Here is a 21,071-nt window from a genome sequence, read left to right on the forward strand (position 1 = left end):
TATTCCAATGTTAGAATGTTTGCAACATATGTTTCAGAAAATCGGAACGCCTGCGATCGCCTACCCCTGGCCGCCATCGCGAACCGACCCGTCGGTCCGCGTCGCCTCGAAAGCGAAGTTGATGACAAGCGCCTGAGCCAGACACATCGAGGCGGAAAGCGAGCGAAATTTGCGGACTTCAGCCTCGCGCACCTGCAGGACATGTTCCGCCGGCTTGGCGACCGGGCTGACCAGGCTGTCGCTGATGGCAAGGATCGGGCTGCCGTTCGATCTGACGGCGTTGACGAGTGCGACCGTCTCTTCGGAATAAGGGTGGAAGCTCACGGCGATCAGCAGATCATCGGCCCCGACCGCATGGGCCTGCTGCAGTCCGAGTCCGCCGACGCCGTCGATGAAGACCGCACGTTTGCCCGCCTGCAGCAACGAATAGGCGAGATAGGATGCCACGGGAAAGGAGCGACGAAAGCCGGCGATATGGACCGTATCGGCCGCCATGATCAGATCCACCGCCGTCCGCATGTCCGAGCCGCTGACCGTCTGGAGCAGATTCTGGATCGCAAGGCTGTTGCCCTCGACGAATTCGGACAGGAGATCGGCCGGCTCCGCATCGTCGGCGCTGGTCGCCTCGTCGAGCTGGCGAACGCGCTCCGAATATCCGAGCGCGGCATTGTTGCTGAGCAGCCCGTCGCGGAAAAGGCGCTGCATCTGGCTCGCGCCTTCGAAACCGAAACTTTTCGCGAAACGGACGATTGCAGACGGCTGGACCCCGCAACGCTCGGCGATCACCGCCAGCGTTTCCAGCGCGATGTCGTTAGGCTCGTCGAGAATATAGCGCGCGATCTGCTTGAGCCGCTTGCTCAACGACTCGTAGCGGGCCACGATCTCGGCCCTCAGTTCCTCCGCAGAAGCAGGGGCGCTCGCCACCTCGTCCAACATCATTCTCCCCGACCAAGCTCGAAAACGGAATATCTGTTCAATTCTTGTAACGCAACTATCGCCCGCGACGAGAATATCGTCTATAGAATAGATGTTCCATAAAAATTGCATGTGGAACACAATTCCAGCTGGAGAGGCCTTAATGCATAATATCGCCCTGATCGGTGCCGGCAGAATCGGCAAAATTCACGCAGCAAACCTCGCCGCGAGCCGACGCGTGCGGCTTGCCCGCGTCGTTGATCCCTTCGGAGACGCCGCCGCAGCATTGGCGGGCGAGCATGGCGCGCAGGTCTCGACGCTCGAGGATGCGCTCGCCGACCCGTCGATTTCAGGCGTGCTTGTGGCAAGTTCGACCGATACGCATCTCGACTACAGCCTCGCGGCGGCGGAAGCCGGCAAAGCGGTATTCTGCGAAAAGCCGCTCGACCAGGACCTGGCCCGCGCGCGCGCGGCGACAAGGCGCTTTTCCGAGGTCGATGCCCGCCTCTTCCTCGCCTTCAATCGCCGCTTCGATCCGAATTTTGCCGCGCTGCAAAGCCGTCTTGCATCGGGCGAGGTGGGCGCGATCGAGACGCTCCATATCATCAGCCACGATCCGGCGCCGCCGCCCGTCGACTATGTCAAGGTTTCGGGCGGAATCTTCAAAGACATGGTGATCCATGATTTCGACATGGCGCGCTGGCTGCTCGGCGAAGAGATCAGCGAGGTCTTCGCCAGCTCCTCCGTGCTCGTCGATCCCGCGATCGGCGATGCTGGCGATGCAGATACCGCAAAGACCCTGTTGCGGACAACGTCCGGCCGCCTCTGCATGATCTCCTCGAGCCGCCGAAGCGGCTATGGCTATGATCAGCGGATCGAAGCCTTCGGGTCGAAGGGCATGATCCGGGCGCAGAACCAGCTTGAATCGACAGTGGAAATCTGGGGCGAGACGGGCGCGGCGGCCGACCGGTTCCAGAATTTCTTCCTCGATCGCTACGCCGTCGCCTATGCGCGCGAGATCGACCATTTTGCCGATATTCTCGATGGCAATATGACACCGCTCGTCGGTTTCGAGGACGGTGTCGCGGCGCTGGCACTGGCCGAAGCTGCGGCCCGGTCGGCGCGCACCGGCGAGCGCGTGCTGCTTTAGCGCGGTTGGGCGGCGCCCCTCGCAGGGTGCCGCCGGTTCCGGATCCAACATGGCAAAAGGGCCGGGGAAACCCCGGCCCTTTGATTTCGGCTTCGAGTCCGTCAGAATTTGAACTGGATGCCGGTCTTGACCGAATATCCGTAGCGTTCGACCTCGTCTATGCGCGAAGGAATCCCCTGATAGGCGCGATAGGGCTCGTCGTTGAGATTGGACCCTTCGAGGAAGATCGTCAGGTTCTTCACGACATCATAGCCGATCCGCGCATCCCACTGGTTGAACGCGCCGACATAAAGATCGCTATTGGTGTCATCGCCGGGCTCGAGCAGATAGGCCGAACGATAAGTGTAGGCGATACGCGCCGACAGGCCATATTTCTCGTACGAAAGATAGGCCGAAGCGACCCGGTTCGACTGATTGGCCAGCGGCAGGCGTTCGCCATCGCGCCCGGGGATGCCCTTCGCGCGCGATTTGACGAAGGTGATGCTGCCGCCAATGCTGAATCCGTCGAGCGGCGAAGGCAGGAAGCTGAGCTCGGTCTGTGCGTTGAGTTCAAGCCCCTTGACGAACGCACTGTCGGCATTGACTGGCTGGGTAACCTGCGCATCGACCAGCGCCTGTCCGGCGAAGGTTCCGGTCTGGACCGTCGTTGCCGAATAGATCGGATTCGATATCGTCTTGTAGAAGCCGGCAATGCTGATGATCCCCTTGCTCCCGATGTAATATTCGGCAGCGACGTCATAGTTCGTTGACGTAAGCGGCTGCAGGTCGGGATTGCCGCTATCGACTTCATTGTCGCCCGTGTTGACGATCGTTGTTGGCGCAAGCTGCTCGTAGTTCGGGCGGCCGATCGCGCGCGTGACCGCCGCGCGAAGCACGAGCGAACGGCTCGCATCCCAACGCAGGTTCAGTCCCGGAAACCAGTCGGTGTAATTTTGCGAGCCGAAGCTGTCATAGTCCTTGTCGAGGTCGGCTACGGTCGAGGAATCGAGTACGGACTTCGCCGCATAGTCGCTCTTGGTCTTTTCCATGCGAACGCCGGGAATGGCGGTGAAGTCGCCGGCCTTCAGTGTCGCCATCGCATAGGCCGCAAAAATCTTTTCGCGGATGAGATAGTCTCCAGCCAGGCTGTCCCCGACGGTTCCTTCTTCATCGAGTTCGAAATTGTCGAAATTGGATGCAAAAAAGGCATCGGCGCTGGGCCGATCGATCGTCGGACCAAAAGGATAGCGCCCGTCGAATACGCTGCTAATCGGCACGCCTTCGACTTCGTCCATGGTGAAATCGCCATCATAGCCGTCATAGACCACCGCGTCGGCGTCGTTCGTCTTGCGACGCTTGGTATATTTGACGCCGATCTTGATCGAGGAGTCGTCGCCGATCGCGATCGGCGTGCGAAAATCCGCGCGTGCCTGATAAAGATCCTCGCGCGCGCGCCGATGCTCATAGCTCGTCTCGTCGAACTCATAACCCGTCGGGTCGAAAGCACTGGCATCGGCGTGGAACACCGGCATGCTTTCGGACAGGTCATAGGATCCGGTGAGACCTTCGCCAGTGAAGGAGATTTCGTCGCGATGCGGATCGCGCTTGTTGGCGCGCGTATAACTACCCTCCACGCTCAGCCAGTTCGGTCCCAGATCGAACTCGCCACCAAAGGATGCGGTCAGCGTATCCGAATCCTCTTCGCGCGAGCGAAGCGCGCGCTCGGTCTCGGCTTCGGCGAAATCGCCGCTCGTGGCCGTCTGGTTGGTGATCTCGTCTTCGTCGAGTTCGATAGTGAAGCCGGGGCGGCTCTCCCGATCCTTGTATTTCGAGTAGAGAAAGCGCGCGAAGATTTTCGCTTCGTCGGTCGGGCGCCAATCGAAATTGGCAACGGCGCCATAGCGTTGGCGCCGCGTATGATAGTCGCGAACAGTCTGTTCGAGCGGAACGAATTCCCCGTTCACCTCTTCCCAATGGCCGCCCGACTGCACGTTCTGCGCCTCGAATTCGCGGTTCGAATAGTTGAACGCCAGCACGATGCCGAACTGGTCGTACGCCCCAAACTTGGTCCCGAGCGATGCATCCATTTCATAGGGATGCTTTCCGTTGAGATCATATTTCCCAATCGCCCCACGCACGCTGCCGAAGGTGCCCTTGCGATCGAATGCCGTCACCGTTTCGATGTTGGCGGCCCCGGCGATCGCATTGGCGTCCATGTCGGGGGTCACCGTCTTCGACACCGTGACCGCGCCGATCAGGGCCGACGGAATGTCGTCGAGCTTGACCTGCCGCGAGTCCGGCTCGGGTGCGGCCGCCGTCTGGCCGTTGAGCGTCACGTTGAGAAGGTCGGGTGACACGCCGCGGACGGTCAGATAGCGCCCCTCGCCCTGATCATTGGCAACGCTAAGACCCGGAAGCCGGCGCAGGGTCTCGGCCACATTCTGATCGGGCAGCCTACCGACATCGTCGGCACGGATCTGGTCGACCTGCGCATCGGAATCGCGCTTCGACTCCAACGCCGCGCGATCGGCGGCGCGTCGGCCGCTGACCACGATCGTCTGGTCCTGCACCGCGGCGTCCGGCGAATCGGATGGCTGCGAAGCCTGCGCCCAAGCGCTCGCCCCCGGCAGCGCCAGACAGGTTGTGAGCAAAAGTCCCCGCGCGAACGACCGTGTCATATTCATGCCTCTCCTCCCCGGCGCGATTCTCTATCGCGCTCAATCACGAGAGATAATGACACAATTATTCCATATTGCAAGCTAAATAGAATATCTCTTGCACTGAATCGTCGAATTCGCCGGTTTTCTGAGCCACTCTGGCAGGAGTCTGACGAGACACCCAGACGGGATCAGGTCGAAAGCAGCCAGCTCACACGGACTTCGAGGCCACCGAGCGAAGAGCGGACAAGCGCGAGCCGGCCGCCGGTCGCTTCGGCCAGTTCGCGGGCAATGGCAAGCCCGAGTCCATGGCCCTCGCCGGCCGAATCGAGCCGCGCCCCGCGCAACACCGCTTCATCGCGCTGCGCCGTGTGGAGACCCGGTCCGTCATCGCCGATGGCCAGCGTCCGCTGGCCGTTCTGATCTTCGACCCGAATCTGAACGAGACGACGCGCATGGCGCGCCGCATTTTCAAGAAGCGGTCCGATGAGTTCGGCTGCATCGTCGCTTGCCAACGGCAGGGTCAGCTCGTCGTCGAAGGAAAGGGAAAAAGCAATCCGCTCGCCGGCCTCGGTCTGTTCGATCACCGCCACAAGCCGCTCGACGAGCGGGAGCGCCCGCGTGCTTCGACCATCGTGAACGAGACTTATCCGCGTTCGCGCCAATTCTCCGTCAATCGCCGCCCGCATGGCTGCAATCGAAGAATCGAGCCCGTCGGCTATCGACGGCGAGCCTCCGACGCGGACGCGCGCGCTCTGCGCCGCGAGCGCGGAAAGGGGGGTCTTCAGGCCATGGGCGAGATCCGCGGCCCGGCGCCGCGCCCGCGCGACATCGGCCTCGCGCGCATCCGCGAGAGCGTCGATCGATTCGATCAGCGGCGCGAGTTCGCGCGGATATCGCCCGGACAGGCGCGCGGTAGCGTCGCGTCGCAGTCGCTCGACATCGTGCTCGACGCGCCGGAGCGGTTGAAGCCCCAGGCCCACTTGCACCCATGCGGCCAATGCAAGGACGCCCCATAGAAGAGCGAGGAAGAAGCCCATTTCGCGAGCGAATTCGCGCTGCGCGGGGACCAGCGCGGCAAGGTCGTATCCGAGCTGGACGAGGACCACGGGATCGCGCGGCTGCAGACGGATCGTGCGTTCGACAAGCAGCAACCGCTGGTCGAAAGGCCCCCGAGCCTTTCGAATGCGCCATTCGTCCGACGGAGGAGCATGAGCGCCGGGCAGACGGCTATCCCAGAGCGAGACCGAGCGGGCCGTCCCGGCTGATGTCGACAATTGCCAATAAAGGCCGCCCGCAGGCACGGCAAAGCGGGGATCGGCGGGTTCGGCGCCGACGGACGGCGCGCCTTGCGACAGTCGCAGATCGGCGAGAAGCGGACGCATCTGGACGAGCAGGTCGTCCTCGACGCGCCGTTCGACATGCGCATTGAAGAGCCAGGTCATGGCGAACCACGCCACCACCAGGGCGACGCCGATGGCGGCCCCGGCTCCCGCAATCAAGCGCAGCCGGAGCGAACGGCTCACGTGCCGCCCGCCGCCAGCAGATATCCGAAGCCGCGGCGGGTCTCGATCGTCTCGGCACCGAGCTTGCGTCTGAGCCGCGCAATCAGGGCCTCGATCGCATTGGCATTTTCGCTGTCCGCATCCCCGTAGAGATGGTCGGACAATTCCGTCGCGGGCACGGCGCGCCCGACATGATGCGCAAGATAGTCGAGCAACCTATATTCCAGCGGAGACAATTTGACCGGTATGCCGTCGAGCGTCGCGCTCATACGCAGCGTGTCGATGCGCAGCCCTCCGGCTTCAAGCGTCGGGCTCACCCGCCCCGCAGACCGACGGATCAGCCCGCGCACACGCGCAACCAGCTCCGCCATTGCCCAGGGCTTGGTCATATAATCGTCGGCACCGATCTCGATCCCGGCGACCTTATCAGTCCACTGGCCGCGCGCCGACAGGATCAGCACCGGAAAGCTCCTCCCGGCCTCCCGCCAGCGCTTGACGACCGACAGGCCATCGAGCCGCGGAAGCCCCAGATCGACGATAGCCACGTCATAGTCTTCGACATCGCCGTTGAACCAGGCTTGCTGCCCGTCCCCAGCCAGATCGACCACGAAGCCGGCCGCGTTCATGCCGCGCACCAGTTCCGAGGCAACGACCGGATCGTCTTCGACCACCAGCGCGCGCATCAATCCTCCTCGATCTTCATGATTCGGCCGGTCCGGGCGTCGACTTCCACTTCGCGCACCCGGCCGCTGCCCGTGAGGATTTTGACCTCATATTTGAACCCGAAGGATTCGCGCTCCAGTTTCACCTTGAGCACGTCGCCCGCCACCCGCCCGGTCGCGATGGCGAGGACCCGCCCGATGGGCAGAATCTCTCCGCGCGCGAGCGCCGCGCTCGCAGCCCGCTGATCGGCTTTGTCATCCCCCGCCAGCGTGATGGCCGGGAGCGCGAGAGCGACGGCGGCGAGGGCCGCAAGGAAAACAATCTTCATCTCCTCCACCTGCCACAGCCGCGCTGACACCGCGCTGACACGCGAGCGGGAGATCGCCTTTTGCACAATTGACATTGATAGAATGTATATTTCGTTTTACGCTGTGTCGACATTAATATTCCATCGGGAGGGATTCGGTGAAGATCGCGCTGCTTTCGTCGACGCTGTTGCTGGCGGCTTGCGCCGCTCCAGCGCCTGCAAGTCAGGCCGCCGCCTCCACGACGGATTCGCTCAAGCTCGAGCGGGTCGTCATGCTGATGCGCCACGGCATCCGCCCTCCGACCAAGGCCGTGGTGGTTCCGCCCGGCTACTCGGCGGAGCAGTGGCCAGCCTGGCCGGTCGATTTCGGCGAACTCACGCAGCGCGGCGCGGCCGGCGCCACGCTGCTCGGCGAAAATGATCGTGCGTGGTTCAAAGCGCGCGGGCTGTTTCCGGGCGAATGCCCTGTTTCGGGCACGATCCGGATCAAGGCGAGCTACAAGCAACGCACTATCGACACTGCACAGAGTTGGTTGGAGGGATTCATGCCCGGCTGCGCGGTCGACATCTCGCATCCGTCCGCATCACACGACGACGCCCTTTTTCATGGCTTCTCAAGCGACATCGCGTCCTTCGACGGAGAGCGGGCGCTCGCCGCGGCGCTCGCGCAAGCCCCTACGGGGGGACTGGCGACCGAAACCCGGCGCTATGGCGGCGAACTGAAGCTGCTTGCCAAGGTGCTGGATTGTCCCGAGCCCGCCTGCCCCCTCTTGACCGAACCGAGCCGGCTCGTCGCACAGCCGCACGATCGTCCCGATCTTGAGGGGCCGCTCGACGCGGCATCGACCGCCAGCCAGACACTGTTGATGGAATATCTCGAAGGCAAGCCGATGAAAGAGGTCGGCTGGGGTCGCGTGACCCGGGAAGAAATCGAACAATTGCTCCGCTTCCACCCGCTCAAATTCCGCTATTCCAACCGTCCGGGCTATATCGCCGCGACGGCCGCCGCTCCGATCGCGAAGGAAATACTTGCGGCGCTCGGCGATAATCAGCCCGCTCGCCTGACGCTGCTTGCGGGACACGACACCAATGTCGCTGACCTTGCCGGCTTCTTCGATCTTCACTGGCAGGTGCCGAGCTATCCGGCCGACGAAGTTCCCCCCGGTAGCGCACTCGGTTTCGAACTCGTCAGCGACGCCGCGGGGCAACGCTTTGTCCGCGCCTTTTATCGCGCGCAGACCATGGATCAGCTGCGACAGCTCGAACCCCTGAAACCGGTCGACCGGCTGTTCCGCGAATATCTTCCTATTCCGGGGTGCGGCAATTCGGCCGATGCAAAGGCCTGCGCCTGGAGCGATTTCGTGCGGCTGGCAGCGCCGCGGGGCTAACCCGTTGCCCCGAAGCTCCGCTCGATCGTCAGCCCGACATAGCGGCCGCTGCGCAACAGACGGAGCTCACGGAAGCGCAAGGGATTCCGCCCCCGAACGCCGTCATAGATGTTGCGCGCCCGCGTCGCCGCGCTGTCGGTCAAATTCTTGCCGAACAAACGAAAGGTCCAACGCTGGTCGGGGCGATATTCGGCGAACAGGTCGAGCCGCCCGCCCAGGCGCTCGGTCTCGATTTCGTCGACCTTGAAACGGGTTTCGCTCCGGGCGAAGGAATAGCTCCCGCCCCAGCGCAGCTTCCATTTCGTAATATCGTGCGCAAACGACACGCGACCTTCGAAGGGCGCATCGTCGGAGATACGGCGCGCTTCGCCTGTCGATGGATCCCTGGCCCGGCTTCGCCGCGCCAACATATCGGCGGTAACGACGACACCGCGGGCCCCGAGGCGCTCGAGCGGGAATTTCAGCGAGGCTTCGAATTCGAGGCGGCATGCCGCCCCGATATTGCCCACCGCATCATAGACCACGCCATTCGCCACAAGCGGCAACTGGTCGACGAGATCGGATATCCATTCCCGGCGCACCACCGCCGTCAGTGAGCCGCTACCGAAGCGGCGCTCCCAACTCAGTTCGAGCCGCCACAAGCTGTCGGGTTCAAGATCGGCGTTGCCGGCGCTTATCGTCCCGCTGGTAAGCGAGGCCGCGCCGACGAAATCCCCGAAATCGAGCTGGCCAACCTCGCGCTCGACCAGAAGGCGCAAGGTCTCGGTGGCCGTCGGCGTCCAGCTCAGACGAATGCGCGGCTTCAAAAAGGCGAGCGATTTGACGCGATCGGTGTCGCCGGTCTGGGTCAGCCGGGACACTTCGTAGCGAATGCCGAACTGGGCACTGGTCCGCGCAGCGAGCGGCCGGCTCAACGTCGCGAAAAATTCGGCACGGCGCTCGGCGACCTTGATGGCGGCGTTCGGGAGCGGAACCTCGATGCCGTCTTCGGTCAGGCCGTTTCGGCCATCGAGACTGTTGATCGCGCCCTCCGCACCCAAGTCGATCGTCGAGCGCCCACGCTGGCCACGCAGCGCGGCGCGGAAGATGATTTCGCGGGCCGTCTCCCGCTCCTCGGATAGGCTGCTCTCCGACGGCGTCATTTCGCGATCGACGCCGATGTTTGCTTCGGACCGATAGCTTCCGACGATCTCAAGGCCCGTTTCGGGTCCGAGGGCATGCTCATAGCGCAGCCCCCCTTCATGGGTCCGCACATGCTTGCGCTCGCTGCCGACGACCGCCTCGACCGCGGGATAATAGATCGCATAGTCGATATCGGCGAACTTGCGCTTGTCTTGGACAAGGCCGTTCAGCTGTAGCGATCCACCCCACACCGGTTGCCGATAGGCGACCGTCGACTGCACGACGTCGGCGCCTTCGGGCTGGGCATAGCCGGCCAATCGCATCGCTGTGCCGTCCGCCGCATATCGGTGCCGGACGCCGAATCCATGTTCATCGTCGATCTCGCGATAGACGGTGCCGAACAGGTCGAGGCCTCGCATTTCGTTCCCGATGCTCGCCTGCGCTGCCAGGCGCGGCGCGCTTCGCCCGTGGCGATAGAGCGCCTGTTCGGCTTCGATCCGGCCGCTGACACCGCCGGTTTTGGTAAGAATGATATTCGCAAGCAGCGCATAGCCCTGCATGTCGTAGTGCGAAGAGCCGGCGTGTATCAGCTCGATCTTCGCAACCCGCGCAGCAGGTATCCGCTTCAGCATCGCTTCGAGCGAAACCGTCTTTCCTGCAGGGCGCTCTCCGTCGATCAGGACGTTCCCGGCGGCCCCCGAATAGCCCCGGACTTCGCTATCGCCTTCAACCAGCGCAAAGCCCGGCAACAACAAAAGCATCTCATAAGCGTTGGCCGGTTGCGTATCGCGAAAAAAGACCGCCTCGAACTCCGTTCGGCGTTCGGCGTCCTGAGCGGCGGCAGGTGTCATCGCGCAAAGACCCGCACCAAAAAGCAAAGCAATACGAAGTCCGATTGTCACCGTGGCGCGCCCCTCTCCGAGCAGCAGCAAGGTCTGCTCGATGAACGCTATCCACGACCCGCCCTGACGAGAGAGCGGCGGTGACCGTCAGCGAAATGTCAGCAAATCGCTTTACCTCCGAGCAAGGACCACCGAGCCGCTGCGATTGGCCGTTTGGAGAACGGCAGGTTTCGGCGAGGCACCCGGCTATAGCTGTCGTTCCCTCTCTATTTTGGCAGGTCAGCTATCGCCGACAAAGCCGACATCTAGCGTCCAAGATTGATTCACCAAAAGCTGCCGCTGGCTCAGGCGCACGGGGAGGGCGGCAATGGGGCTGTTTGCAGACAGACCGGCATATACGCGAGACGAGCATCAGCCGGCCGTTGTCAATCAAGTCCGATTACAAGCTGAAGCGAAGGAGGGGCGGACTAATGCTCTGCGCCCCCGACCGCGCAATCAGGCATCACAAATTTGAAACCCCGGATTGAGCGCGAGCGGATTGGCGTTCGGCACTGCGCGACGTGCATCGAGTGCTCGCAGATCGAGGTCAATCACTGCATCGACCTGGTCGCCGTGCAGCAGCCGCAGGATCTGACCGAGCATCAGCACGCCGGCCACGGTCCCGACGAAAGGGGCGCCAACCGCAGTGCCCGCAAGCCGAGCCAGGCCGCATTCGTCGACGCCGCGCTCCCGCAGGCGCTGATATCCCTGCGTTTGGGCGACCACCCCCGTCGCGTCCACCATCTCTGTATTCCAGAGTGCGGCCGCTTTTCGACGAGACGGAAAGGTGTGGAGCCGGATTGCCTGGAAGTCCTGCGCGGACCGACCGATCCCGGCCTCGACGATGAGTGGAAATCCGGGCGCTTCGAGTTGGCTGCGGGCATGGGCATTGTCGACGCCGCAGATTAGCACCGATGGATCCTCCGGCCGCCGCTTGAACTGGTCGTCGAATGGCCGCTCTATGATCACCGTTGAGAAGCCCATCGCCTCCAGCGTGCGGGCGACATCGCGGGTCTTGCGGCCCCGCGCCGCCTTCATAGTCAAGATAGAGGTACTCGCCGTCGATTCGGTGATGTCGTCCATGTCCTGAAGGACCAGGCTCACCTGGGCCCGATCGGCATAAGGGCACATGGCAAGCGACCAGAGAAAGGCCTGTCCAAGATGGCCGAGTCCAAGGATCCAGAGCCGGTTCGGCAGAAGAAGAAGCGGTGGCCCGTCGCCTACCGGCGACAACCAGTCCTGATCACCGTCCGGCCGCCAGATCGACAGTCCGCGCGGGCGACGGCCGGACGCGACCTCTTCGCGCAGCATGGCGAAGATCTCGGCCGCGCCGATCGCCGCCGCGAGAACGGCGGACATTGCCGTCCCCTTTGCCTCATTGAGCCGGGCGGCGCCTGCAGGGACGATGCCCCCGCGCCATCCCTCGAAGGTCAGCTGGATTGCGCGGTCAACGACGTCGTCGGCGGTGCCAACAATGGCGGTGGGGCAATCACCGGCCGGTTCGCCAGCTGCCCCACCCAGCGCATCGACCGCCGCCATCAGGGTCCGACCAGGCCAAGGTGCCAACATCGGTACGTCGAGCATACCGGACAGGGTCACGCCGCCGAGCGCGAAGCGCGACAGGATGTTTACCAGCGTCAGCACGGCAATCTGATGCGCGGCACTGCCGGAGACTTCAGCACCGACCCGGACATGAGCGGCATAGCCCTTCAGCCGCGCCATGGCCGCTTCCGGGTCGGCTGCCTCGCCCAGGTCGAGATCGAGCTTGGCGAGCCGGTTGGGCGAAGATGCCAGCGAGATGCTGTTCCGTTCTTTCGACGCCTTGCGCATCGTCGGGATGCTGGACGATATCGGCATCGCCATCACGCTGGAGGGTCTGGAGGTTTCCGAGCTGAACCATTTCAGCGATGGCCAATTTCAGTCGGTGTATGTCTTTGCAGTCTCCGAGATATTCAAACGCCGCAACTGTCTAACCCTGCTGGATGAACCCGACGCTTTCTTGCATCCCGAGTGGCAATTCGATTTTCTCAATCAGGTCACTGCAATTTCGGCTGAGGCGGCACGCACAAACCACATCCTCTTGAGCAGCCACAGCGCTTCCACTGTGGCCGCCCAATGCGACAACCGCATCCGGCTGTTCTCGGCGGGCGCTGGCGGAGTGACGACCGAGCAACAGGACAAATCCACCATCGTCCACTCGCTCTCGGCTGGGCTGATCACGTTTTCGGAGACAGAGGCCGGCCTAAATATCGAACAATTCCTCGCTAACACTTCAGGCTCAGTCCTGTTTACTGAAGGCGTGACAGACGCTGAAATTGTCAAGACAGCGTGGAAGAAACTCAACCCGGGAGTGAATCCACCCTTTGAAATCGCACAGTGTTTTGATTGCGGTCACCTTCGCAAGCAAATGGGCCGAGAGGAGCTCTACCAAGGGAATCCAGGCCGAACGTTTTTTGCGCTATTCGATTTTGACAATGCCTATGGCGATTGGGCTGCGGTAGGGAAAGTGAAGGCAGCGCAGATTGCCAACGGGGGTCTGGAAGAGAATGATGTTTCGAACGGCCTTGCCTGCAAACGTGACGGCCAGCCAGGTTACGCCATCATGCTCCCTATTCCAGCAGGGCTAAGCGTACGTAATCAGGTCTGCAATGCAACTACCGGCCGAACGTTTGGCGATCAATCCAGTCTTACTATTGAACTGTTGTTTCACGATGTTCCTGGACTTGAAGCACATTTCGCTGCTGATCCCGAGCACCCCGCTGGCTGGCGACGGTTCGTTGGCGGTAAAGTTCACTTTGCTCAAGAAGTAGTGCCTGGTCTTGATGCGGTGCATTTCGAGCCCTTTCGCCCGGTTTTCAACTTCATCTTGAACAAGATTGGAGCGGTGTAGCGAAGGAACGGCGACGGGTGAACAACCTAGTGGAATATCTGATGCGCTAGGCTGAATTCGTGCCTGGTTGGACAGGGTCCGTGGATGGGCGCGGGCAACTGCCGGCCCCCGTTTGCAGATTCTGCCGTTCCAGAGGCGTCGTGATTACGTCTGCGATCGCCACAGATCAGCCAGCACCCAGCCATCTTTGCTTTGCAATTCCCAATCGTTCCAACCGTTTCGGCTAGTTTGCGTCACGGCAACCGACGCACCTGAGAATGAACTGAATGCCCCGTCAATGCCGTCGACCTCAAGTTTTCGTACTTTAACGATACCCTGATAAGTGTTGCCGCCGTAGTTGAACCGACAGATGGTTCCCTCGCGCGGGAGGTTACCGTTCTCTCCCAGTCGTCCAAGGTCAGGGAAGGCGGTGCCGATCTCTTGCGGCGGCGTCCAAAGCTTTCGGGCAATCTCGAACAGGGCTGCCCCTCGCTCCTTAACGCATTCCTCATCCCAACGGTCAAAATTATTGAGTTCGCGATTCAAGGCAAGGCTCGTGAAGGCTTTGATCTGAGGCATCTTGGTCGCGAACGGCCCGTTCGAAACCGATGAGTTCAGCGGCTGCGTGATCAGCGTCAAGTTACCGAGCTTGTCGATGCAGCCGTCGCGCTCGACCTCGGCTACGAGCTGATCAGTGTCCAACTCCCCGTCCGCAACGTGCTCGAAGCCGGGAACGGGCCAGTTTTCCCGCCACCGCTGAGGCATAATGTGTTCGATCGTCAGCGCAGACCTGATTTCTATATCTTCACTGAGCGCAGTTCGTTTCGCCTGCTCTAGATGCTCGAAAATATATCGCAACCTCGGCTGCCTGGCATTCTTGTACTGATCACGACCAAGCCAACCTTGGCGAAACTCGGTGTCGTTTGGCCAACGGTCAGTGTCGTTGGGACGAGTAGATAACCAGCGCGCGAGCGCTTCAACCTTGCACCCTTCGCTTTCACGGAGGCGGTCAATCGTACCAACGAAGAGACGGTTATAGCTTTTGGTAGATAGACCGACGATGTCACGCCGCAGGATGAAGCTTTCCAACATCGCCAAAGCTTCCGGGAGCTTTTCGCCAACATCCGCTTCAGTCGCAAGGTAGACGACAAGGGGGAATGCGGTGCTGACATCAAAGGCCTCAGCGAAAAGGCCAAACTTTCCAATCGGATCAGCCTTGTTCTGCTGGAAAATCTTGTGCTCCACCGCCGCGGATGCGGTTATCGACTCAAGCTCCTCTTCGACGGAAGCGAATGGCTGCCTTTCGATTATCCATCGTCTGTAGTTGTCGAAGAGATTTTCCTTCGAGACGATGTCGGCCTTTTTCATCGAAAGGTGATCTGTCAACATCCAATCGAGCTTGGGGGCACCTTGGCGGCCGCGGTTAACGCCCTGAGTCCAGAGGGGTCCGTCAAGCGGAAGCCAGTGTTTCTCGTAAAGCTTATCAACAGCGAGAGAGGCTTCGGCGTCTTGGCCCAGCCCCTTCGCTCGCTGGAAAATGAAGTTGCGCATGAGATCACCGGGCGTGAGATCGACGCCTCGGCTGTTAAGGGTCTCGAAAATGGTCTGGGGATCGTCGCCGCCTTCAAGTTCAATAGAAACGACGGCGAGCCCGTCCTTCATGGCTTCGAACAGCTTCTCCATCTTGAATTCGTCGTAATTGTCGCCGATGCCAACATGGGCGGTGATCTGTGAACGGAACCACTCATAGGCCAACGTAGCCTTCCGCGCATTTCCATCCTCGCCAGGGAACGGCTGCGCGATTTCGTCGAGATCGACCTTCGCATCCACAACGCAAGCGAATGCTCGACGGTCCATTCGCGACGGCCAGACCTTGAACCGCTCAATATGCGGCCTCTCCATGATTCCGTCGTTGAGGAGGTACCTCTGAAGATGTGCAGCGTAACGGGATCCGTTCGCTGCGGCAACGTCTCGAAGCGAGGCGAGCAGAAGCTGAAACGTGGTCAGACGCTGCTGGCCATCGATCACTTCGTAAGCCTGGACCTCCTTCCCGAATGTTTTCATCTGGGAAATGACCATCGCCCCCATGAAGTGGGGCACCAACGACGCACGATCAGTAATCACCCGATCATATGCACGTCCGATGTCATCCCATAGGAGTCGGAGCTGCGGTTCTACGTTCCAGGCATATTGGCGCTGATAGAGCGGAATGAGGTAGCGCTTCTCACCGTCGAACAGGTCAATGATTGAACGAGTAAATGGCTTCACGGCTGCCCCAGTCCCCTTGTCACCTGTCGGGCAGGAACATTGCCGACCGGTTTCAGCGGGTCAACCATCTCAATCCGGACAAGGCCGGCACGCAGGCTCGCTGCGCAACTGGCTGGGGAGACGAGTACCTCTCCGCAGCTCGTCCCCGATGCTCCAAAGCAGCGATGCGCAGGACAAAGTAACTGGCTGGCTGTCGAGCCAAGCTCACCAAGTAGACAAAAGCGGGCCATCTGGGGCCATTTTGGCCTTCATGATGGCCCGTTTTGAGGTGAGATCGTGTGAAATGCCCTCGGACAATCTGAAACAAAACCCACTGAAAACTAACATTTTTTCGGGATTTTGTCGATTCCCCTGAGAGGAGCAAATGGTGCCCAGAAGAGGACTCGAACCTCCACGACCTTGCGATCGCCAGCACCTGAAGCTGGTGCGTCTACCAATTCCGCCATCTGGGCACGGGGTAGGAGCGGGCGCTTAGCGGCGGGGGGCGCCGCTTGTCAACCGCGCGCGGCCGCGGCGCGTATAAAATCTTTCGCGCGAACGGATTTGCGGGCGCGCGGGCGGGCTTGGCCCTTGCCCCGCCCGGTGCTTCGCGGCATGGGAGGCGCAGGCCGCCCGGACGGCGGCGATACGAGACTCAGGTTACGGACAGACATTATGCGCAACCTCGAAGGGCAATTGATCACCGTGCTGGGCGGCGGCGGCTTCATCGGCCGCTATGTCGTGCAGCGCCTTCTGGCGCGCGGCGCGCGCGTTCGCATCGCACAGCGCGAGCCGCGGCAGGCGACCTTCTTGAAACCGCTCGGCGGGCTCGGCCAGACGCAATTCGTTGCCGCCGACGTGCGCAACCCGGCAAGCGTCGCACGCGCCGTGCGCGGCAGCGATGCGGTGATCAATCTCGTCGGCAGCTTCGACGATATGCAGGCGGTGCAGGCCGCGGGCGCGAAACATGTCGCAGAGGCGGTGCGCGATGCGGGCGTCCGCCGCCTCGTCCACCTGTCGGCGATCGGCGCCGACACGAACAGCCCCTCGGCCTATGGCCGCAGCAAGGGCGAAGGCGAAGCCGCGGTGCGCGCGGCCTTTCCGGGCGCGGTCATCCTGCGGCCGTCGATCGTCTTCGGCCGCGAGGATAAGTTCATCAACCGCTTCGCGACCATGATCCGGATGATGCCGGTGGTGCCGGTGATCGCGCCCGCGGCGAAATTTCAGCCCGTCTATGCCGGCGACGTCGCCGATGCGGCGGTTGCGGGGCTCGACGCGTCGGCCGCTGGCCGCACCTTCGAGCTCGGCGGCCCCGAAATATTGACGATGACGGCACTCCAGCACTGGATCGCCGCCGCGATCGGCCGCAAGCGCCTGTTCGTCGAAGTGCCCGACGCGGTCGGCGCCGCGCTGGCTAGCGCGATCGGCTGGCTGCCCGGCGCGCCGATCACCAGGGATCAGTGGCTGATGCTGCAGGTCGCGAACATCGTCGCCGGCGGCAGCGAGGGACTCGCCCAGCTCGGCATCGTGCCGACCGCGCTCGCCGATGTCGCCGAGGGATGGCTGGTCCAGTATCGCCGCCACGGCCGTTTCGCCCAGGCTGCGGCTCAGTGAGGCTTTGCCACGGCGCAGCGTGGACGCGCCGGCTGGAAAAGGCGACACGAGCCGCCTAAACATTCTTCCAAGGGCGTCCGGCCTTTCGCCGGGCGCCTTTCCTTTGACCCGACGACCCGGAGCCCGCCGATGAGCCCCCTTCCCCACGTCCCGATGCCCGCGAGCCGCCGCGCATGATCTGGCTGACCGCGATCATCCTCGGCATCGTCGAGGGCCTCACCGAATTCCTTCCCGTTTCCTCGACCGGGCATTTGATCCTCGCGACCGAGCTGCTCGGCTATGACGCGGCGAAATGGGCGGTGTTCAACATCGCGATTCAGCCGGGCGCGATCCTCGCGATCGTCGTCCTTTACCGTCATCTGTTCTGGGACATGTTCGTCGGCCTGTTCCGCGGCGACCGGCAAGCCATCGCCTTCGTTCGCAACCTGCTGCTCGCTTTCTTCCCCGCGGTGATCCTGGGGCTCGCTTTCGGCGATTATATCGAGATGCTGCTCGAAAATGCGGTCGTCGTCGCCTGGGCGCTGGTGATCGGCGGTTTCGGCATATTGCTTGTCGAACGCTTTGCGAAGCCGGAGGAAAGCGGCGGCGTCGCGGCGATGTCGGTGCGCCAGTCGATCGTCGTCGGCATCGTCCAGTGCCTCGCGATGATCCCCGGCGTCAGCCGCTCGGGCGCGACGATCATGGGCGCGATGGCGCTCGGCGTCGACCGCAAGACCGCGGCCGAATTCAGCTTCTTCCTCGCGCTGCCGACCTTGACCGGCGCGACGGTGCTGCAGCTCTTCAAGCACCGCGACGCGATCACCTCGAACGACCTCGGACTGATCGCAGTCGGCGCCTTTGTGTCCTTCATCGTCGCCTGGGCGGTGATCAAGGCGTTCCTCGCCATCGTGACCCGCTATGGCTTCGCGCCCTTCGCCTGGTACCGCATCCTCGTCGGCGGTGCGGCGCTGATCTGGCTCGCCATGCGATAGGGCCGTTCCGGTATTAAATATGAAAGATAATTACGTGTGATACGGAATGGAGAAAAATGGCGCCGAATTTAGGTCATATATACTGACCTTATTGCCATTTTGTCCGTGACAGCCGCCGGCCAGCCATGCATTTGCCCCTTCAACGAAGGGAATCATCATGGCTGCCGAACGGATGCTCCAATTTGTGGGGCGCGACCAATCCTACCCCGACAAGCGCTCGCCCGAAGAGCGCGCGCGCGACTTTCGCGAGATCGCCGAGCGCTACGCCGCGCCGGACGCCGATGCGCAGGCGGCGCGCTGTTCGCAGTGCGGGGTTCCCTATTGCTCGGTGCATTGCCCGCTGCACAATCACATTCCCGACTGGCTGCGCCTGACCGCCGAGGGGCGGCTGCGCGAGGCCTATGAGCTGTCGAACGCGACCTCGACGATGCCCGAGATCTGCGGCCGCATCTGCCCGCAGGATCGCCTGTGCGAAGGCAATTGCGTCATCGAATTTTCGGGCCATGGCGCGGTGACGATCGGCAGCGTCGAGAAATATATCACCGACACCGCCTGGGCCGAGGGCTGGGTCGAGCCGGTGGTCGCGGGCCCCGCGACCGGCCAGTCGGTCGCGGTCATCGGTGCCGGCCCCGCCGGGCTGACCGCCGCCGAATATCTGCGCGTCATGGGGCACGAGGTGCATGTCTATGACCGGCACGACCGCGCGGGCGGGCTGCTCACCTATGGCATCCCCGGCTTCAAGCTCGAGAAGGATGTCGTGATGCGGCGCGTCGAGCGGCTCGAAGCGGGCGGCATTCAGTTCCACCTCGGTTTCGAGGTCGGCAAGGATGCGACGCTCGACGAATTGCGCCAGCGGCACGACGCGGTGCTCATCGCGACCGGCGTTTACAAGGCGCGCGAGATCAATGTGCCGGGCAATGGAGCGGAAGGCGTCGTCGCCGCGCTCGACTATCTGATCGCGTCGAACCGCAAGGGGTTCGGCGACGACGTGCCGGCATTCGACGACGGCCGCCTCGATGCGAAGGGCAAGCATGTCGTCGTCATCGGCGGCGGCGATACCGCGATGGACTGCGTGCGGACCGCGGTGCGCCAGGGCGCGAAGTCGGTGAAGTGCCTCTATCGCCGCGACCGCGAAAATATGCCGGGATCGCAGCGCGAGGTCGCCAACGCCGAAGAGGAAGGCGTCGAATTCGTGTGGCTGTCGGCCCCTGAGAGCTTCACCGCCGACAAGCGCGTCAAGCAAGTCGCGGTCGCGGGAATGCGGCTCGGCTCGCCCGACGCGAGCGGCCGCCGCAGCCCCGAGCGCGATCCGGGCCGCACGTTCGACGTGCCCGCCGACATGGTGATCAAGGCGCTGGGCTTCGACCCCGAAGAGCTCCCCAACCTGTTCGGCGCGCCCGACCTCAGCGTCACGCGCTGGGGCACGCTGCGCGTCGATCATCAGACGATGATGACCAGCCTGCCCGGCGTCTTCGCCGCGGGCGACATCGTGCGCGGCGCGAGCCTGGTCGTGTGGGGCATCCGCGACGGCCGCGACGTCAGCGAACAGATGGCAAAGTGGTTGAAGGCGAAGGCGAAAAGCGAAAAGAAGGCGGCCTGACCAACAGGGAAGGAATCACCAATGTCGACCTGGAAATCCATCTTGCTTGCCGGCACCTTTGCGCTGACGCCGCTGGGCAGCGCAATCGCGCAGGAAGAGGCGCCGAATGCGGACGTCGTTCACCCGCACGACGACAGCGTTCTCGATGCCGACGCCGGCATCGCCGAAGCGAAGGCGAAGATGCAGAAGGAGATGGACGAGGTCATCGCGCTGATCGAACAGATGTTCGGCACCGACGACCTGCCGCCGATCGAGCCCGCGCGCCTGGCGCTCGCCGAGCAGACGACCGCGGCGCTCGTCCCTTCGGGCAGCCTCGAGCGGCTGATGGACAATCTCTATGGCAAGATGTTCAAGACGATCATGGATCAGGCCGACGGTTCGTCCGACCTGATGCTGTCGATCAAGACCGGGGTCGAGAGCGACAAGATCGCCGAACTCGACAAGGACACCAAGACCGCGATCGCCGACCTGTTCGACCCGCACCGCAAGGAACGCGAAGAACAGATCACCAGGGTCGTGAAGCCGCTGATCAGCGAAGCGCTCGCCGATCTCGAGCCGCCGATGCGCGAGGGCATGGCAAAGGCCTATGCGCGCAAATTCTCGGCCAAGCAGCTTGGCGAACTCAACGCCTTTTTCGCGACGCCCACCGGCCGGGTCTATACCGAAGAATGGATGGCCGCGCAGGCCGATCCCGAAGTGGTGCTGGCGATGGCCAAGGCGATCCCGCCGATGGTGCTCAAATTCATCGACCGCGCCCCGGAAATCTCAAAGGATTTCGAGGATCTGCCCAAGGAGCGCGCGCTCGCCGACCTCAGCGATGCCGAGATGAAAAAGCTCGCGAAGATGATGAAGGTCGACGTCAAGACGCTGCAAGATAATCGCGACATGTGGAGCGAGACCGCCATGGACGCCATAGAGGCGGACGAAGAGTGGAGCAGCGACGACCAGGCCGTCGATGCCGCGGCCGACGCCGCCGAGGCTGCCGAAGCAGCGGCCGATGCAGCGGCGGACGCGGCCGAAGACGCCAGCGACCCCGCATTCGACCGCGACAATTGGTCCGACGCCGACCGCCAGCGCGTCGAGGAACTCGAAACCGCGGCCGCGAACGCATCGGCCGCCGCCTATGAAGCCGAGGATGCCGCGATCGCCGCCGCGCGCGAACGCCTCGGCCAAACCGATCCGTCCGAATAGGGCGATACCCGT

The 21,071-nt window shown here is 62.6% G+C and carries 16 protein-coding genes and 1 tRNA gene; 8 read left to right on the forward strand and 9 right to left on the reverse strand.

Going from position 1 to position 21,071, the window contains the following annotated elements; translation table 11 throughout:
* Positions 1 to 60: 60 nt before the first annotated feature.
* A complete protein-coding gene (locus KNJ79_RS15470; protein WP_317151745.1) occupies positions 61 to 939 on the reverse strand; it encodes a MurR/RpiR family transcriptional regulator in 879 nt (292 codons plus the stop codon).
* Positions 940 to 1,078: 139 nt separating this feature from the next.
* Between KNJ79_RS15470 and iolG the strand changes: the two genes are divergently transcribed.
* On the forward strand, positions 1,079 to 2,065 hold the full coding sequence (iolG, locus tag KNJ79_RS15475; protein ID WP_317151746.1) for an inositol 2-dehydrogenase: 987 nt from the start codon (positions 1,079 to 1,081) through the stop codon (positions 2,063 to 2,065).
* A gap of 101 nt (positions 2,066 to 2,166) precedes the next feature.
* On the opposite strand, the gene KNJ79_RS15480 is transcribed toward iolG, so the two are convergent.
* From KNJ79_RS15480 to KNJ79_RS15495, 4 genes are all read right to left on the reverse strand, one after another.
* Positions 2,167 to 4,728, reverse strand: a complete 2,562-nt coding sequence (locus tag KNJ79_RS15480; protein ID WP_317151747.1) for a TonB-dependent receptor — start codon at positions 4,726 to 4,728, stop codon at positions 2,167 to 2,169.
* A gap of 164 nt (positions 4,729 to 4,892) precedes the next feature.
* Positions 4,893 to 6,227 (reverse strand): sensor histidine kinase, encoded by a 1,335-nt coding sequence (locus KNJ79_RS15485; RefSeq protein WP_317151748.1) that lies wholly within the window; start codon positions 6,225 to 6,227, stop codon positions 4,893 to 4,895.
* Positions 6,224 to 6,889 carry a response regulator transcription factor gene (locus tag KNJ79_RS15490; protein ID WP_317151749.1) on the reverse strand — a complete coding sequence of 222 codons (666 nt, stop codon included), beginning with the start codon at positions 6,887 to 6,889 and terminating at the stop codon, positions 6,224 to 6,226. The genes KNJ79_RS15485 and KNJ79_RS15490 overlap by 4 nt, the downstream gene beginning before the upstream one ends.
* On the reverse strand, positions 6,889 to 7,272 hold the full coding sequence (locus KNJ79_RS15495; RefSeq protein ID WP_317151750.1) for a PepSY domain-containing protein: 384 nt from the start codon (positions 7,270 to 7,272) through the stop codon (positions 6,889 to 6,891). Before KNJ79_RS15495 ends, KNJ79_RS15490 begins: the two co-directional genes overlap by 1 nt.
* Positions 7,273 to 7,334: 62 nt before the next feature.
* Here KNJ79_RS15495 and KNJ79_RS15500 point away from each other — a divergent pair, with 62 nt between their 5' ends.
* A complete protein-coding gene (locus KNJ79_RS15500; RefSeq protein ID WP_317151751.1) occupies positions 7,335 to 8,564 on the forward strand; it encodes a histidine-type phosphatase in 1,230 nt (409 codons plus the stop codon).
* Here the strand turns inward: KNJ79_RS15500 and KNJ79_RS15505 are convergent.
* The gene (locus KNJ79_RS15505) at positions 8,561 to 10,105 is read right to left on the reverse strand and encodes a TonB-dependent receptor (protein WP_317151752.1); all 1,545 of its coding nucleotides are present in this window, start codon (positions 10,103 to 10,105) and stop codon (positions 8,561 to 8,563) included. The genes KNJ79_RS15500 and KNJ79_RS15505 overlap by 4 nt on opposite strands.
* Here KNJ79_RS15505 and KNJ79_RS15510 point away from each other — a divergent pair.
* Positions 10,052 to 10,672, forward strand: a complete 621-nt coding sequence (locus KNJ79_RS15510) for a hypothetical protein (protein ID WP_317151753.1) — start codon at positions 10,052 to 10,054, stop codon at positions 10,670 to 10,672. The two genes, KNJ79_RS15505 and KNJ79_RS15510, sit on opposite strands and share 54 nt — an antisense overlap.
* 351 nt (positions 10,673 to 11,023) lie before the next feature.
* Here KNJ79_RS15510 and KNJ79_RS15515 read toward each other — a convergent pair whose 3' ends face one another.
* Complete coding sequence (locus KNJ79_RS15515; RefSeq protein WP_317151754.1) at positions 11,024 to 12,430, reverse strand: hypothetical protein; 1,407 nt, start codon at positions 12,428 to 12,430, stop codon at positions 11,024 to 11,026.
* Between KNJ79_RS15515 and KNJ79_RS15520 the strand changes: the two genes are divergently transcribed.
* Entirely contained in the window at positions 12,405 to 13,457 is a 1,053-nt protein-coding gene (locus KNJ79_RS15520) for an AAA family ATPase (protein ID WP_317151755.1), read from the forward strand. The genes KNJ79_RS15515 and KNJ79_RS15520 overlap by 26 nt on opposite strands.
* A gap of 144 nt (positions 13,458 to 13,601) precedes the next feature.
* On the opposite strand, the gene KNJ79_RS15525 is transcribed toward KNJ79_RS15520, so the two are convergent.
* Together KNJ79_RS15525 and KNJ79_RS15530 are read right to left on the reverse strand one after the other, a co-directional pair.
* On the reverse strand, positions 13,602 to 15,704 hold the full coding sequence (locus tag KNJ79_RS15525) for a DUF262 domain-containing protein (RefSeq protein WP_317151756.1): 2,103 nt from the start codon (positions 15,702 to 15,704) through the stop codon (positions 13,602 to 13,604).
* Between the two features lie 365 nt (positions 15,705 to 16,069).
* Positions 16,070 to 16,156, reverse strand: a tRNA-Leu gene (locus KNJ79_RS15530).
* A 202-nt stretch (positions 16,157 to 16,358) separates the two neighbouring features.
* On the opposite strand from KNJ79_RS15530, the gene KNJ79_RS15535 reads away from it, so the two are divergent.
* The 4 genes from KNJ79_RS15535 (at position 16,359) to KNJ79_RS15550 (ending at position 21,059) form a co-directional block, all read left to right on the forward strand.
* Positions 16,359 to 17,297: a complex I NDUFA9 subunit family protein gene (locus tag KNJ79_RS15535; protein ID WP_317151757.1), complete on the forward strand. Its 939-nt coding sequence runs from the start codon at positions 16,359 to 16,361 to the stop codon at positions 17,295 to 17,297.
* A gap of 173 nt (positions 17,298 to 17,470) precedes the next feature.
* Positions 17,471 to 18,268: an undecaprenyl-diphosphate phosphatase gene (locus KNJ79_RS15540; RefSeq protein ID WP_317151758.1), complete on the forward strand. Its 798-nt coding sequence runs from the start codon at positions 17,471 to 17,473 to the stop codon at positions 18,266 to 18,268.
* A gap of 157 nt (positions 18,269 to 18,425) precedes the next feature.
* Positions 18,426 to 19,868 (forward strand): NAD(P)-dependent oxidoreductase, encoded by a 1,443-nt coding sequence (locus KNJ79_RS15545; protein WP_089217364.1) that lies wholly within the window; start codon positions 18,426 to 18,428, stop codon positions 19,866 to 19,868.
* A gap of 21 nt (positions 19,869 to 19,889) precedes the next feature.
* The gene (locus KNJ79_RS15550; protein ID WP_317151759.1) at positions 19,890 to 21,059 is read left to right on the forward strand and encodes a DUF2059 domain-containing protein; all 1,170 of its coding nucleotides are present in this window, start codon (positions 19,890 to 19,892) and stop codon (positions 21,057 to 21,059) included.
* Positions 21,060 to 21,071 lie beyond the last annotated feature (12 nt).

This window comes from Sphingopyxis indica, assembly GCF_032879645.1.
Taxonomy (GTDB): domain Bacteria; phylum Pseudomonadota; class Alphaproteobacteria; order Sphingomonadales; family Sphingomonadaceae; genus Sphingopyxis; species Sphingopyxis indica.